General features: G+C 63.2%; 13 protein-coding genes. 9 read left to right on the forward strand and 4 right to left on the reverse strand.

The features are described from left to right. Nucleotides 1–109: 109 nt before the first annotated feature. From J7359_RS15125 to J7359_RS15145, 5 genes are all read left to right on the forward strand, one after another. Nucleotides 110–652, forward strand: coding sequence for a sel1 repeat family protein (locus tag J7359_RS15125; RefSeq protein WP_348524399.1), 543 nt, complete (start codon nt 110–112; stop codon nt 650–652). Between the two features lie 138 nt (nt 653–790). Then, complete coding sequence (locus tag J7359_RS15130; protein ID WP_209057855.1) at nt 791–2,557, forward strand: PQQ-dependent methanol/ethanol family dehydrogenase; 1,767 nt, start codon at nt 791–793, stop codon at nt 2,555–2,557. 167 nt (nt 2,558–2,724) lie between these two features. Further along, entirely contained in the window at nt 2,725–3,438 is a 714-nt protein-coding gene (locus tag J7359_RS15135; protein ID WP_209057857.1) for a response regulator transcription factor, read from the forward strand. After that, complete coding sequence (locus J7359_RS15140; protein WP_247740443.1) at nt 3,416–4,603, forward strand: FIST N-terminal domain-containing protein; 1,188 nt, start codon at nt 3,416–3,418, stop codon at nt 4,601–4,603. Before J7359_RS15135 ends, J7359_RS15140 begins: the two co-directional genes overlap by 23 nt. Next, on the forward strand, nt 4,600–6,840 hold the full coding sequence (locus J7359_RS15145; RefSeq protein WP_209057859.1) for a PAS-domain containing protein: 2,241 nt from the start codon (nt 4,600–4,602) through the stop codon (nt 6,838–6,840). The genes J7359_RS15140 and J7359_RS15145 overlap by 4 nt, the downstream gene beginning before the upstream one ends. A 467-nt stretch (nt 6,841–7,307) precedes the next feature. Here J7359_RS15145 and J7359_RS15150 read toward each other — a convergent pair whose 3' ends face one another. After that, nucleotides 7,308–7,583, reverse strand: a complete 276-nt coding sequence (locus J7359_RS15150) for a hypothetical protein (protein WP_209057860.1) — start codon at nt 7,581–7,583, stop codon at nt 7,308–7,310. A 115-nt stretch (nt 7,584–7,698) separates the two neighbouring features. Beyond that, nucleotides 7,699–8,766, reverse strand: a complete 1,068-nt coding sequence (locus J7359_RS15155) for a hypothetical protein (protein WP_209057861.1) — start codon at nt 8,764–8,766, stop codon at nt 7,699–7,701. Between the two features lie 227 nt (nt 8,767–8,993). Here J7359_RS15155 and J7359_RS15160 point away from each other — a divergent pair, with 227 nt between their 5' ends. Further along, nucleotides 8,994–9,878, forward strand: a complete 885-nt coding sequence (locus J7359_RS15160) for a recombinase family protein (RefSeq protein WP_209057862.1) — start codon at nt 8,994–8,996, stop codon at nt 9,876–9,878. 21 nt (nt 9,879–9,899) lie between these two features. On the opposite strand, the gene J7359_RS15165 is transcribed toward J7359_RS15160, so the two are convergent. Together J7359_RS15165 and J7359_RS15170 are read right to left on the reverse strand one after the other, a co-directional pair. Next, the gene (locus J7359_RS15165) at nt 9,900–10,295 is read right to left on the reverse strand and encodes a PIN domain-containing protein (protein ID WP_209057863.1); all 396 of its coding nucleotides are present in this window, start codon (nt 10,293–10,295) and stop codon (nt 9,900–9,902) included. Further along, the gene (locus tag J7359_RS15170) at nt 10,285–10,512 is read right to left on the reverse strand and encodes an AbrB/MazE/SpoVT family DNA-binding domain-containing protein (RefSeq protein WP_209057864.1); all 228 of its coding nucleotides are present in this window, start codon (nt 10,510–10,512) and stop codon (nt 10,285–10,287) included. Before J7359_RS15170 ends, J7359_RS15165 begins: the two co-directional genes overlap by 11 nt. A gap of 209 nt (nt 10,513–10,721) precedes the next feature. Here J7359_RS15170 and repA point away from each other — a divergent pair, with 209 nt between their 5' ends. The 3 genes from repA (at nt 10,722) to repC (ending at nt 14,255) form a co-directional block, all read left to right on the forward strand. After that, the gene (gene repA, locus J7359_RS15175; RefSeq protein ID WP_209057866.1) at nt 10,722–11,915 is read left to right on the forward strand and encodes a plasmid partitioning protein RepA; all 1,194 of its coding nucleotides are present in this window, start codon (nt 10,722–10,724) and stop codon (nt 11,913–11,915) included. Further along, nucleotides 11,899–12,831: a plasmid partitioning protein RepB gene (repB, locus tag J7359_RS15180; protein WP_209057868.1), complete on the forward strand. Its 933-nt coding sequence runs from the start codon at nt 11,899–11,901 to the stop codon at nt 12,829–12,831. Before repA ends, repB begins: the two co-directional genes overlap by 17 nt. Before the next feature lie 212 nt (nt 12,832–13,043). Beyond that, entirely contained in the window at nt 13,044–14,255 is a 1,212-nt protein-coding gene (repC, locus tag J7359_RS15185; protein ID WP_209057870.1) for a plasmid replication protein RepC, read from the forward strand. The last annotated feature ends 148 nt before the right edge of the window (nt 14,256–14,403 follow it).

A 14,403-nucleotide genomic window follows, 5' to 3' on the forward strand; every position in this document is an offset into this window, starting at 1 on the left:
AAGTTTGGGAAAATTGGCCGGCCGCGAAAATACGACCATGGTCCAATCCCGGACCGCAGGGCGGGGTGCTATCATCAGCCGTCTGGCAACCGGCGGAGGATGGGAAATGATGCGGATCATCTGCGGGGCTGCGCTTGCGGCCCTTTGTGCCCTGCCCGCCGCCGCGCAGGACGCCGATCAGCTTGGCGACCTGAACCCCGACGAGATGACCTGGCAGCGCGTCATACGCGACATCGAACGCGGGCAAACCACGATGACGAATTGCGCCGCCGGCTATTACATCACCAAAAGCGGCCGCCACGGCCCGGCCCGGACCCTGTTCGAACGCTGTGCCGATGACGGCTGGACCGGGGCGATGACCTGGATGGGGCAGATGGATGAAAACGGGCTGGGCGGGCCGCAGGATTCGGCCCGCGCCGCGGAGTGGGATCGCCGCGCGGCCGAGGCCGGCGATCCGGTCGGGATGCTGAACCGGGGGCTGGACCTGTTGCGCGGCCACGGCATCGCGCGCGATCCCGAGGCCGGCCGGCGCATGATCGACGGCGCGGCGCAGCAGGGCCTGACAACGGCGCGCGATCTGCAGGCCGCCGATTACGACCCCCGCGCGGTCACGCCCGACGCGGATGAATGGCGCTATCAGAACCTGTTCTGACGCCGCCCGCCCCCACCACGCCGACCCATTCGACCAATGGACAATATACGGCGCGGCGGGGCGATCCGCATACTCACCGCCAGACGCCTCGGGCCGGTTCGGCACAAAGAGAGGCCAACACCAAGCGGAGGAGAGAACATGAACAGATTCGTGCTGGCGACGGTCCTGGCAATGACCGGCATCGCCACGGCGGCCGGCGCCGCCGTCACCGAGGAAGACCTGGCCAATGACCAGGCATCGACGGGCGACGTGCTGACCAACGGCATGGGCCGCGACCTTCAGCGTTTCAGCCCGCTGACCACCCTGAACAAGGACAATGTCCAGAACCTCGTGCCCGCCTGGGCCTTTTCCTTTGGCGGCGAAAAGCAGCGCGGCCAGGAAAGCCAGCCGCTGATCCATGACGGGATGATGTATGTCACCGGGTCCTATTCCCGCGTCTATGCGGTCGACCTGAAGACCGGCAAGGAAGTCTGGCAATATGACGCCCGCCTGCCCGAAGGGATCCTGCCCTGCTGTGACGTGGTCAATCGCGGCGGCGCGATCTTTGGCGACAATTTCTATTTCGGCACGCTGGACGCGCGGATCGTCGCGCTGGACCTGAAGACCGGCGACGTGAAATGGAACAAGAAGATCGCCGATTACAAGGAAGGCTATTCCTATACCGCCGCACCGCTGATCGTGAACGGGCTGGTGATCACCGGCAATTCCGGCGGTGAATTCGGCGTAGTCGGCGAGGTTCAGGCCCGCGATGCCGAAACCGGCGAAACGGTCTGGACGCGCCCGGTGATCGAAGGGCACATGGGCACGCTGAACGGCGCGGAAAGCACCATGACCGGCGAATTGAACGCCACCTGGCCGGGCGACATGTGGAAGACCGGCGGCGGGGCGCCCTGGCTGGGCGGGTCCTATGACAAGGACACCAACACGCTGGTCTTTGGCACCGGCAACCCGTCGCCCTGGAACAGCCACCTGCGCGGCGCCGGCGAACCCGTTGAAGGCAACAAGGGCGACAACCTCTATGCCGCGTCGCGTCTGGGGATCGACCCCGCCACTGGCGAGATCAAGTGGCATTTCCAGTCCACCCCGCGCGAAGGCTGGGATTTCGACGGCGTGAACGAGGTCGTGCCCTTTGTCGACAAGGACGGCAACCAGCGTTTCGCCACCGCCGACCGGAACGGCTATTTCTATGTCCTGAACCGTCAGGATGGCGCCTATGTCAACGCCTGGCCCTTTGTTCAGAACATCAGCTGGGCATCCGGCATCGATGACACGGGCCGGCCGATCTATAACGAAGACAACCGCCCCGGCGCCGCCAATGAGGCCGCCGAAGGCGGCAAGGGCCAGCAGGTCTTTGCGGTGCCGTCCTTCCTCGGCGGCAAGAACTGGATGCCGATGGCCTATAGCCAGTCGACCGAACTGTTCTATGTGCCCTCGAACGAATGGGGCATGGACATCTGGAACGAACCGATCAGCTTCAAGAAGGGCGCGGCCTATCTGGGCGCGGGCTTTACCATCAAGCCGATCTTCGACGACCATATCGGCAGCCTGAAGGCGATCGACCCCAATACCGGCGAAGTGAAATGGGAATACAAGAACGACGCACCCCTGTGGGGCGGCGTGATGACCACCGCCGGCGGCCTGGTCTTCATGGGCAACCCCGAGGGTGACTTCATGGCGCTGGATGACGCCACGGGCGAAATCCTGTGGTCGTTCCAGACCGGGTCGGGCATCGTCGGCCAGCCGATCACCTGGGAACAGGATGGCGAGCAATATGTCTCGATCGTCTCGGGCTGGGGCGGCGCCGTGCCGCTGTGGGGCGGCGAGGTCGCCAAGAAGGTCAACTATCTGAACCAGGGCGGCACCGTCTGGACCTTCAAGCTGCCCAAGCAGCTGGCGGCCAACTGACAGGCACTTGCCAGTGGTATCGTCAGGGGCGCGGGCCGGCGGTTCGCGTCCCTTTCGTCATCGCGCCCCATCCCGAGGCCGCATGTTCGACCAATTTACGGCTCGGCGCAGCGCGCGACACAACCTAGACTAAACGTCACCCATCCCTCCAACCCAAAGGGCCCGCCATGGCGACCAGCGCAATTCCGACACCCGAGGCCGATGCCGCCTTTCGCACCGCGCTGATCATCGAGGATCACCCGCTGTTCGGTGACGCGCTTGCCATGACGCTGCAATCGGTGTCGGGGATCGAAACCGTCATGCATGCCGAAAACCTGACGCAGGCGGCCGGCATGCTGACCGATGGCGCCAGTTTCGATGTCGTGCTGCTGGACCTGAACCTGCCCGATGTGGACGGGCTGGAAGGGTTGATCACGCTGCGCCGGATCGCGCCGCAGACGCCGATCCTGCTGGTCACATCGGTCAATGAAACGCGGGTCGTGCGGGCGTCGCTGGCCGCCGGGGCGGCGGGTTTCGTGCCGAAACATTCCCGGCGCGAGGTGTTCAAGGCCGCCTTTCAGGCGCTGGCGGCGGGGGAAATCTATGCCCCCGACCTGCCCACCGACGACGAACTGGACGCGATGCCGCCATCGGGGCGCGACACCGCGATCCGCCGGCTGTCGCAACTGACCAATCAGCAGGCGCGGATTCTTGACCTGATCTGCGAGGGCAAGATGAACAAGCAGATTGCGCATGAGCTCGCCATAGCGGAAACAACCGTCAAGGCGCATGTCACCGCGATCATGCGCAAGATGGGCGTCACCTCGCGAACGCAGGCGGTGCTGATGGCGCGGGACGCGAAGATGACGGGGCTGTTGAATGATGCCGGAGGAAACACTTAACCCGCCACCCCCCGGCAGCGAGGGCGCGAAAGACGTGCTGGCCCCGTGCCGCGCATCCGTGCCGATGGATGATCCCGACCCGGTGGCGCGGCTGGCCGCCGCGCTTGGGCCCGGCCCCTTTGCGCTGATCATCCTGTTTGCCGCCCGCGCCGCTGACATGGACGCGATCCTGGCCCGCGCGACCGAGACCTTCCCGCGCAGCGAAATCGCCGGCTGCACCACGGCAGGCGAAATCTGCGAAACCGGCTATGCCGACGGGCATCTGGTCGCGGTCGGCTTTCCCGCCGCGGGCTTTGCCGCCGAAACCGTGCTGATCGACCCGGTCGATGCGGTCGACAGCCGCGACGTCATCGCCCGGCTGCGCCGTGCGCGGCAGGCGCTGCACCGCCGCCGCGGGGATTTCGCGCATGAGCTGGCGATCCTGATGGTTGACGGGCTGTCGGGCCATGAAGAACAGCTGATCGCCGCACTGGCCGGTGGGCTGGGGCCGATGCCGACGGTGGGCGGATCGGCCGGCGACGACCGCCAGCTGGTGCGCACCCATGTCTTTGCCGATGGCAAGATCCGCACCCGCGCGGCGGTCCTTTGCCTGCTGCGTGCGCGGGCGCCGTTCCGGGTGTTTTCCTTTGACGCGACCTGCCCGTCGCGCACCCAGATGGTGGTGACCAGCGCCGATCCGGTCAACCGCGCCGTGCTGCGCATCAATGACGAACCGGCGGCGCGCGAATATGCGCGGCTGCTGGACCGCCCGGTCGACAGCCTCGGGCCCGAAATCTTCGCCACCCGCCCGGTTCTGGTCCGCGCCGGCGGTCGCCACCATGTCCGCGCCATCCGCCATGTCGGGCCGGAAGATTCGCTGGTCTTCTTTGGCGCCGTGGCCGAGGGCATGGTCCTGACCCTGTCGGCCGAGAGCGATCTGGCCGCGCATCTGGGCGGCGTCATGCGTGATCTGCGGCGCGACCGCACGCCCCGGATGGTGCTGGGCTTTGACTGTATCTTTCGCCGGATCGCTGCCGAAAGCATGCAGCAGACGACCGAGGTCAGCCACATCCTGGCCGAAAACCGCGTCACGGGCTTTTCCACCTATGGCGAACAGATCGGCACTATGCATGTCAACCAGACGCTGACCGGGATCGCCTTTTACGGGCCGGACGGCACCCCATGACCGGCGCGCGCACGGATCTGCCGACCGATGTCGAACGGATGATGGCGCCCGGCGACAGCCCGGATCGGCGCCATGAAAAGCTGGTGCGCATCACCCAGGCGCTGATCCGCCATGTCGAGGACCTGCCCGAGGACAGCGGCGCCGGCTATGCCCAGTTTCAACGCGCCGCCGTGCTGGAGGACGAGGTCCGCGCCCGCACCCGCGATCTGGAACGCGCGCTCGCCCTGCTGAACGCGTCGAATGCGCAACTGGCCGATGCATTCCGCGAAAAGGAACTGGCGCGGCAGAACCTGTCGGCGGCGATCGAAACCATTCAGGAAGGCTTTGCCCTGTTCGATCCGCAGGACCGGCTGATCCTGTGCAATGCCCGTTTCAACGCGCTGCTGCCCGATATCGTCGACCGGCTGCGGCCGGGTCTTGGCTTTGACGACTATCTGCACCTCGTCGCCAGTTCGCGCCATCTCGTCATCCCGCCGGGCATGACGCGCGACGGCTGGATCGAGATGCGCAAGAAGCGCCACAGCGAACGCCATTTCATCCTGACCCAGGGCATGGCCGACGGCCGCTGGGTGCAGGTGTCCGAACAGCGCACCAGCGACGGCAGCACCGCGATCCTGCAAACCGACGTGACCGACCTGATCCTCAGCGAGCGGGCCGAGCGCGGACGGCTGCTGGATGACCAGACCGCCGTGTTGCAGGCAACGCTGGACCATGTGCCGCTGGGGGTGTGCATCTTTGACGCGCGGCTGCGGCTGATCGGCTGGAATGCCCGTCTGGGCGAGATGCTGGCGATCCCGCGTGCCCGGCTGCGCGCCGGTCTGCTGGTCGATGACCTGTTGCATCACTTGCGCGCGCAACTGTCATTCCCGACCCATCAGGGGGTCAACCGGCTGGTCGACTGGGTGCGCTCGGTCCGCCGCAAGGACAGTTTCAAGGTCGAGGTGACCCGCGATGGCGGCGGCCGCGCGCTGGCCATCTATGCGCAGGAAATTCCCGATGGTGGCTTCGTGATGTCGATCGACGACATCACCGAAGAACGCAATACGATGCTGGCCATCCGCCGCGCCAATGAAACGCTGGAAGCGCGGGTCATCGAACGCACGCTGGAACTGCAAGACGCGCTGGCCAGCGCCGAACGGGCCAATGCGTCCCGCATCCGTTTCGTCGCGGCGGTGGGCCATGACCTGATGCAGCCGCTGTCGGCGGCCACGCTCTATGTCGGGTCGCTGATCGAGGACGTGGCCCCGCCGCAGCAGCGGGCCAAGCTGGAAAACGTGCAGCGCTCGCTCGATTCGGTCAGCGGCCTGCTGGGCGCCCTGCTGGATATCTCGCGGCTCGAGGTCGGTCAGGCGGCGCTGACGATCGAGCCGATCTCGCTGCGGCCACTGTTCGACCAGTTGCGCGACGAATTCACCCCGGTCGCCGAGGCAAAGGGGATCGAGCTGATCATCCGCCCGGCCCATGCGACGGTGGTGTCCGACCGCATCTATCTGCGGCGGATTCTGGCGAACCTGATCTCGAATGCGATCCGCTATACCGATCGGGGCCGGGTTCTGGTCACCGCCCGCCGCCGGCCCGACCGCCAGCTGATCCAGGTGCGCGATACCGGGCGCGGCATCGCCGCCGGCGACCAGCAGGATATCTTCAAGGAATTCAAACGTCTGGATGCCAAGGCCAGCGCCGCCGAGGGGCTGGGGCTGGGGCTGGCCATCGTCGAACGCGCCGCATCGCTGCTGGGCCACCGGCTGGACCTGCGATCGGCGCCGGGCTGTGGCTCGACCTTTTCGGTCGAGCTGGCCTCGACCCGGCAGGGCGATCACCGGCTGCACCGCAGCGCCCCCGCCCCCGCAGCGCCCGACGAGATCATCGACATGACCGCGCTGATCGTCGAGAACGATGCCGAGGTCACGCTGGCCCTGTCGCAATTGCTGGAACAATGGGGCATCAACGTGCTGGACGTGCCCTCGGGCGAGGATGCGCTGGTGCTGTTGCGGGATACCGGGGTCGAACCCGATCTGTGCCTTGTCGATTACCGGCTGGGCGCGGGGATGGACGGGCTGGCCTGTCTGGCCGCGATGGAACCGCTGTTGCCGGGCCGGCCGGCGAAATGCCTGATGACGGCGGAACGATCCGAGGCGCTGGCCCAGCAGGCGGCGCGGCAATCCGTCGAATTGCTTTACAAGCCCATCACCCCCGAAACGCTGGCGCGGGTGGCCTATAAGTTTCTGAACATCTGAACGTCGGGCGACCGGCCATGGCCGCTGAAAGGACGCCGCCCCCGGCCATGGGGGTCAATTTACGCGGCGCAAACCGGGGCGAAAACCCGAACTTTTACTACCGCTTGCGTCTGGAAACCCGGCAGATTCCAATGCTAGATATACATATGTCGCTGTCGCGTTGCCCTTAACAACGAGACAGGACGTGTCGCGTTGCCCTTAACAACGAGACAGGACGCTTTTGCGGCCCTTTTGTTTCCAAAACTTTCCCATAAATATGAGACGACTGAACTAATAGCATGAATCCTATGCGTTTATCTCACACAGTCCGCTGGAACTCTGTTTCATAATTATGGGCAACGATATCGCAGTTTAGGGCAAAATATCTCATTTAATGGCAAAAGAAGGGCATTGATTTTATTGGATTCTCTATTTCACATTTAAGGGCAACGCGACATCAGGACAATCGCGCAGCTGATGGGGTTGGATCAGGCTTCTTGTCTCGGCCAGTTCGTGAACAGATCCTCGCCTCCTCTGTGGAGTCGAACGTGATGCTGTCGGCAGAGCCACCTGACTTGCAGCGGCGCGGCATAGTCGTCGTGATGCGCGTCTGTTCGGGAATGTCCGCAGACCTCGCATTCCTGCTTGACCAGCTCGCCGCTCTTGAGCCCGCGCTGCACCGCGAGATGGGCACTGTACTTTGCAGCATTCTGCTTGCGCCAGTAGGCCTGCCGCGTGCCCGTCGTCAGTTTCGGTTCAGTCATGACCGACCACTCCGCTGAATTAGGCCCGACGAGCTTACCGGCGAAGTGATCATTGAGCAACTTTTGCCTTCTGTCTCAACCTTGCAGCCGTGCAGGGGCCTGTTTCCGGTCATGCTCATGCCGCCGCCCGCCACATCCGGAACCGTCCCTGTCCGGTCACCTCCCGGATGAGACCGCGCGCCTCCATCCATGCGAGGTTGCGCTGGACGGCCGCCCGACTTGCACCCGTCAGTGCCTCCGCCATAGGCGCAGATACAAGAGGCCATTCGGCCAACGTCCGACGCAAGGCAGGCGGCGTCTTACCCGAAAGCGCGCTCATTCTGGTTTCCGCTTTCGTGGACCATGCCTCGATGTCGTCCAGATGCCGCATTGCAGTGAGGCAAGCTTCCTCCATACCGGTGAGCCAGCGCACTAATCTATCGCGCGGCGAACCGCCAGCGCGCAGACCTCCCGCACCCCCCAGGGCCAGCGGTGCGAAGATGACCCCCCTGCCCTCCCCTGCGGCGATGCGCCCGGCGGTCACGGCCGCCTCTAGCTGGTCCGAATGCTGCCCAAGGCCTGCGAGGCTCCAAAGATGGAAGCCCATGCAGGCAAGGGTGATCGGATGCAGTTCAGCGGCCTTTGTCATCAGATCGAGCCACGCACCGGCGCGGTCGGCGAAAGACTCATCAGCATCGGAAATTCTCTCAGGGTCGCGTCGATCAAGGAAGGCGGCCAGATCGTCCATCGGTCCTCGTCCGCCTGTGAGCCGCCGCACAGCCCATCCAATCCGCGCCAGAGAGGACGTGTCCTCCTGAACACCAGACAGACGCATGGATATCCATAGCGCCAGCCGGTCCGGACCGATCCGGTCGCCCACGAACCAGCTGAGCTCGGCAGCTTCGATCAGCGCAAGCCGGTGCCGCCATCCTTCCGGGCCGCGACGCAGCCGGTCGTCCAGGGCACCGAGCCGTCCGGCCACCCGCGCCAGGCGCGCTGCGCATTTTGCTTCGGCGTGCTGCCAATCGCCGTACACTTCGTTCTCTTTAGGTTCCGCCCGCGGGCCGGGCGGCAAATAATCCGGCTCCTCCTCCGCTGGACCGGGCAAAAACCACAAATCGTCCTCAGAAGCCTGTTCGACGTCCTCCCTACCGGCTTTAAAGGGGTCAAAGTCGTCAAGAAATATTTGGCTGCGCGTGTTCATATGCGCAAAATAGCACAATAACGCATGGCACCAAAGGGTTCTCTCATATGGTGCTCGCACACCTATTCAGAGGTCGCGGGCGCGCGGATGCGTGAATGCTCTCTGATCGAGTTCGTTGAAGGATTGCCCCTGCAATTGCTGCGAACAGCACCACAGAGAAGGCGCTTGCACCCGTTTATAAATGATCCTTTATTGCTGGTACATGAAACTGCAAACGGCCTGCTTTGATGCCATTGATCGGCTACGCGCGCGTCTCGACCGAGGATCAGACCCCCCTGCCCCAGTCGCAGGACCTGAAATCCGCGGGTTGTGCGGAGATCCATGAGGAACAAGCCTCGGGCGGAAACCGCGCGCGTCCCGTGCTGGCCCGCGTGCTCGAGCGAATTAGCAAGGGCGATACCCTTGTCGTTGTGCGCATCGACCGCCTGGCGCGGTCGCTTTCGCATTTGCTGGAAGTGCTCGAGCGGCTGGAGGCGAAAGGCGCCTTTTTCCGCTCTCTGACCGATCCGATCGACACGTCCTCGCCGCAGGGCAAGTTCACCCTGCAAGTTCTCGGCGCCGCGGCCGAGTTCGAGCGCGCCCTGATCCGCGAACGCACCAAGGCGGGGCTGTCCTCGGCGCGCAGCAAGGGCCGGATCGGCGGCAATCCAGGCTTGCGCGCTCGCGATCCCGCGGCGCTTCGCAAGGTGCGGCTGGCGCGACAGGACGGCTATATGGAACGGCTGAACGAAACCGCGCAGGACTGGGTGCCCCAAGTCCGCCGCCTGCGGCCCGACATGGCCTGGGAAGACGTGCTGCGCATCATCAACGGCCCCCTGCCCTACGAACGTCAATGGACCCAAAGCCGATTGTTGCGCGCCGTGAATGCCTATGTCCGCGACGGCTTCCTGCCGGAAACCGTACTTGGCCGTGCCGGTCGCCGCGATACCGACGACCGCTTGCCCGCCATCGTTGCCGGTATCAAGGGCGCAAACCCAGAAATTACGCTGAAAGAAATCTGCAACAGACTCGAGAAGATGCGGGAGCGGACGCCGCGTGGGCGGACCAGTTGGCAGCCGTCATCCGTGAAGATGCTGTTGGAGCGAGCCGAGAGGCTGGGGCTGCTAGGGTAGACGCGGCGGACAGCCACCCCCTTACGCAAACGGGTTCACTATCCGCAGCTGGTTTTCAACGAGCAGTCCATCTTGCATGTCCTCGCTCCACAGCGTGGCGCAGCCCGCAATCAGAGCGCTCCCCACGATCATCGCATCATATATCGAGAACCCGTAGCTCTCCGCCAAGGCACGGCCGACGTCATGGGTTTGCAGGGTCAGCTCTTCGACAGGACACAATGTGCGCAGGCCTTCCAGAAACGCCCCCGTCTCCTCCCAACTGAGCCCGGCTTTGCGCCGACAGTTTACGAGCGTCTCGTTCAGGACCTGGACGCTGATCCGGGGTCCCTGCCCCAAGATTGTCTCAGCCCGGTCGGCCTTCGGGCCTTCGTCGAGCACGTATAGGACAACATTCGTGTCAGCGAACTCAGCGCTCATGCGCAGCGTCGCGGCTCAAGCGGTCCTCAGAAGGCAGCTTGCCCCGGAAGCGCCGCAGACCGGTCAGTACCTCGTCCGCCCGCGCGAGGCGCCTCACCTTCACCTGGCCGTCGTCCTTGACCAGGTCGATCTGATCGCCTTCTTTCAAGCCAAGTTCTCGGACAAGCTCCGCGGGCAGACGGACGGCAAGCGAGTTGCCCCATTTTGCGACCTGCATCATGGCCTCCTAGGTGGATATACCCTGTGTAATGTATATCCAAAGGGCTCCAAGAACAAGCCTGCCACCAAACCGTAGCCACGCTTGTGCACGACGCAGCTACTGACACCAGATTTAGAAAGAGCTTGCGCGAATCTGGCATGTCGGGCAATAGTCTCGAAAAATACCGCGTGGTCACATAAAAATCGCGCCCACGGATCGAGGCAGAGATGAGCGACGCTGAGCAGGACCTAGACATTGCCATCGGGCACTACGCAGAGCTTCTCGCGTCGAACCTTTACGCGCAACGCGCGGCTCACTTCCCCCCCGACGCCAAGAAGGTCATGCGCAGCCTGACCAGCGGTGAAGCGGCGGAGTTGCTTGGGGTCGACCATACCTATCTTCGCAAGCTTCATCGAGAAGGAAAGATCGCTGAGGTCGAAATGACTGCGGGAAGTCACCGTCGGTATACGCTGGATGATGTCTGGGACATCCGCCACGCCCTTGAGGCAAATGCAAAAAAGCCTGGCACCTACGTACCGGGACGTCGCAGCGGGGATGAGCTTCAGATTATCTCTGTCGTCAACTTCAAGGGTGGGTCCGGCAAGACAACCACGTCGGCGCACTTGGCGCAACGCTTGGCGCTCAAGGGATATCGGGTGCTTGCGATCGACCTCGATCCACAGGCTTCCCTTTCCGCGCTGCATGGCATCCAGCCTGAATTGGACCTGATGGAGGGCGGGACCCTCTATGACGCGGTGCGCTACGATGAGCCGGTTCCGATTTCGGATGTGATCCGCAAGACATACATCCGCGGTCTTGATCTGATTCCCGGCAACCTCGAACTCATGGAATTCGAGCACGAGACGCCGGCCGCCATTCAGCGAGGTGGTGCGCGCGCCTTTTTCGCGCGGGCGCGTGATGCGCTCGACAGTGTCGAAGCAGACTACGACGTCGTCGTCATCGACTGTCCCCCGCAGCTCGGCTTCCTGACCATGTCCGCCTTGTCGGCATCCTCCGGCGTCCTTGTAACCGTTCACCCGCAGATGCTCGATTTGATGTCCATGTCGCAGTTCCTGCGCATGACCGCTGATCTGCTCGGTGTCATCCGGGATGCCGGTGCAAATCTTCGTTTCGACTGGCTGCGGTTCCTACCGACCCGATACAAGGTGGGCGATGCCCCACAGACCGAGGTCATTGCCTTTATCCGTGGACTGTTCGGTAGGTCAGTCCTCACCAACCATATGGTTGAGTCGACGGCTATCTCTGACGCGGGGCTGACCAAGCAGACGCTCTATGAGGCCGACAAGAAGGACTTCACGCGTCAGACATTCGACCGCGCAATCGAGTCCATGAACGCTGTAAACGACGAGATCGCTGAGATCATCCAGAACACGTGGGGCCGAAATGGCAAGAAAGCCTAAACTCGGGATGCCGTTGCAGACCCTGCGCAATGCGCCTGACGCACTGGAAGGGCGCAGGCTGCGCGGCGGCGTCTTCGAAATCGAGCCTGACCAAATCGAGACCGCAGGTCGGCTCGATGACCGTTTGCAGATCGAGACCGAGGGTCTCAAAGCCTCGATTTCCAAGAATGGCCAGCGCGTGCCGATCCTTGTCCGGCCGCTTGAGGGTGAGCGCTACAGCCTGATCTATGGCCGTCGTCGGCTGGAAGCTTGCAGAGAACTCGGCATAAAGGTCCGCGCCATCGTCACGGAGATGGAGGGCGATCAGGCGCTTCGCGATCAGCTTTTGGAGAACCAGGAGCGTCGGGATCTTAGCTTCATCGAACGCGCGCTTGTCGCCGCCGCCTTGCTGGACGGTGACCATCTGAGCGCATCTGAACGCACAAACAAGGGTGTCGCGGAGGTTCTCAATTTGACTGAAGCAGGCGTTTCTCAGCTGTTAAGCGTGGTTCGCACCGTGGGGGAGGACTTGATCCTGGCCATTGGCGCGGCGCCGGGCATCGGAAGGCCCCGATGGGAAGAGCTCAAGAAGTTGCTTGGGTCTAAAGATGTCGATCGCGAACGGCTTGCCGCTTTGGCCGGTGAGGCGAAGACCACCCACCAAGGTGGGATAAACGAGAAATCCGATAATGCATTCTTGGCCGTCCTCTCCGCTGCAGGAAAGCCTGAACAGACTGCGTCCTCGTCTCGCCCTCGCGGGCAGCCTGGCACGGTCATTCCGGGCGTCGGTGCAGCCACTGTCACTACTGGACGTCGTGGCAAGCAACTCAAGCTCGAGTTGAAGGCCGAGGACAGTGATTTCGTCAGCTGGTTGGAGGGCCATGCCCCGCAGTTGATCGCCGAGCTTCACGAGCGCTGGAAGCGTTCGGAAGACTGAGGAAGAGCAACAAACAAAGGAGGCACGAGACAGGCAGAAAAGAAAAAGGCCCCGAGAAGCAAGCTTCACGAGACCTTTCTTAGGTTTCGCACGGGACCAGCCCGCTACAAAACTTCAGTTTTCGCACCTCTGAGTGTAGCGATCTGGCCCCTTTCCCGCAAGCGCAAAGCGATTCGCGGGCCAGGGAAATTTTGCCTTCGTGAATTAAAAACATGGAGTACACACCGATTTCGCCGTTTATGCGGCCGATCTCGCACGCCCATCTGCGCGTAGTCGAGCGACCCGAGGCGTCCGTTCCTGGCAAGCCCGTCAACAAGTGGGAGCTCTTGCGCGAGCTGTCCAAGGCGCAGGCTGCCTTTGGGGTTTCCGAGCGCGATCTGACGGTTCTCCAAGGGCTGCTCAGCTTCTTTCCAGATGATGCACTTGGCGGGAACACCGAGATGGTCGTCTTCCCTTCCAACAAGGCGATCTGCGAGCGACTGAACGGCATGCCTTGCTCCACGATGCGCCGTCACCTGGCGCGCCTGGTCGAGGCAGGCTTGCTCATGCGGCGCGATAGCCCCAACGGGAAGCGCTATGTCCGCAAGCACGGCGAAGAGCGTGTGGCTTTCGGCTTCGACCTCTCGCCGCTCCACTGCCGGTCCGAGGAGATCGCGCGGGCCGCAGAGGCCGTGCGTGAGGCCGAGGAGCGTGTCAGGCGGTTGAGGGAGGTCGTCAGCCTCATGCGGCGCGATCTCGCGGCCCTCTCGGAGTTCGGAGAGGAGATCCGGCCTGGCCTTGGCCTCTGGGATCAGCTGCGCGACACGGCCGCCCTCACGGCACGCGCCCTTCGTCGCAAGCTGTCGCTTGAGGACCTTGCGGCTTATCGGGTCGAACTTGAAGCCCTTCTCGACCAGGCGCGGAACGTCATTGATGGCCCTGAAACAGAAGAGATGAACACCAATGATGCCTGTTCTGATCGTCACCATCATAATTCAAATAAAGAATCTATAGATCTTGAACCCGCCTTAGAAAAAGGCACGGCGTCGGCCGACACGCGAGATGATGATACGGATGCGCCTGTTGCTCACGTTGAAGAGCCGGACACACGACAAGTCCCAAAAATCCCGCTCCACCTAGTACTTGCCGCCTGCCCTTCCCTCAAAACTTTTTACCAAGGCGATATCCGGCACTGGCACCAGCTTTTCGACGCGGCTTGCCACGTCCGGCCTGCCATGGGGATCAGTGCATCCGCCTGGGAAGAAGCGCAACGGTTGATGGGCCCCGAGCAGGCGTCGATCGTCGTTGTCGCCATACTGGAGCGCTTTGCCGACATCCGTTCGCCGGGTGGCTATCTTCGCGCGCTGACATCCAAGGCCGCAGCCGGCGAGTTTTCCTGCGGGCCGATGGTCATGGCGTTGATCGGTCGGCGGAGTGCGGCTTAACAGCTGTTAAGTGCAGATCGTCCATGGCTCGCGTGTCATGCCTTAACAGCTGTTAAGTCGGCTCTAGGCAGCAACAGGATGTTCGAGAGGAAAAGGTTGGGGGTTTGAGGGGTGACGGGAAGTGAGATCGGGAGAGTGGCTTCCGGCG

Origin of the sequence: Paracoccus sp. R12_2 (genome assembly GCF_017744015.1) — a bacterium.
Lineage (GTDB): Bacteria > Pseudomonadota > Alphaproteobacteria > Rhodobacterales > Rhodobacteraceae > Paracoccus.

Excerpts from the sequence above, each read along its gene's own strand:
- J7359_RS15125 (WP_348524399.1), top strand. The coding sequence starts at position 110 with ATGCGGATCATCTGCGGGGCTGCGCTTGCGGCCCTTTGTGCCCTGCCC.
- J7359_RS15130 (WP_209057855.1), top strand. The coding sequence starts at position 791 with ATGAACAGATTCGTGCTGGCGACGGTCCTGGCAATGACCGGCATCGCC.
- J7359_RS15135 (WP_209057857.1), top strand. The coding sequence starts at position 2,725 with ATGGCGACCAGCGCAATTCCGACACCCGAGGCCGATGCCGCCTTTCGC.
- J7359_RS15140 (WP_247740443.1), top strand. The coding sequence starts at position 3,416 with ATGATGCCGGAGGAAACACTTAACCCGCCACCCCCCGGCAGCGAGGGC.
- J7359_RS15145 (WP_209057859.1), top strand. The coding sequence starts at position 4,600 with ATGACCGGCGCGCGCACGGATCTGCCGACCGATGTCGAACGGATGATG.
- J7359_RS15150 (WP_209057860.1), bottom strand. The coding sequence starts at position 7,583 with ATGACTGAACCGAAACTGACGACGGGCACGCGGCAGGCCTACTGGCGC.
- J7359_RS15155 (WP_209057861.1), bottom strand. The coding sequence starts at position 8,766 with ATGAACACGCGCAGCCAAATATTTCTTGACGACTTTGACCCCTTTAAA.
- J7359_RS15160 (WP_209057862.1), top strand. The coding sequence starts at position 8,994 with ATGCCATTGATCGGCTACGCGCGCGTCTCGACCGAGGATCAGACCCCC.
- J7359_RS15165 (WP_209057863.1), bottom strand. The coding sequence starts at position 10,295 with ATGAGCGCTGAGTTCGCTGACACGAATGTTGTCCTATACGTGCTCGAC.
- J7359_RS15170 (WP_209057864.1), bottom strand. The coding sequence starts at position 10,512 with ATGCAGGTCGCAAAATGGGGCAACTCGCTTGCCGTCCGTCTGCCCGCG.
- repA (WP_209057866.1), top strand. The coding sequence starts at position 10,722 with ATGAGCGACGCTGAGCAGGACCTAGACATTGCCATCGGGCACTACGCA.
- repB (WP_209057868.1), top strand. The coding sequence starts at position 11,899 with ATGGCAAGAAAGCCTAAACTCGGGATGCCGTTGCAGACCCTGCGCAAT.
- repC (WP_209057870.1), top strand. The coding sequence starts at position 13,044 with ATGGAGTACACACCGATTTCGCCGTTTATGCGGCCGATCTCGCACGCC.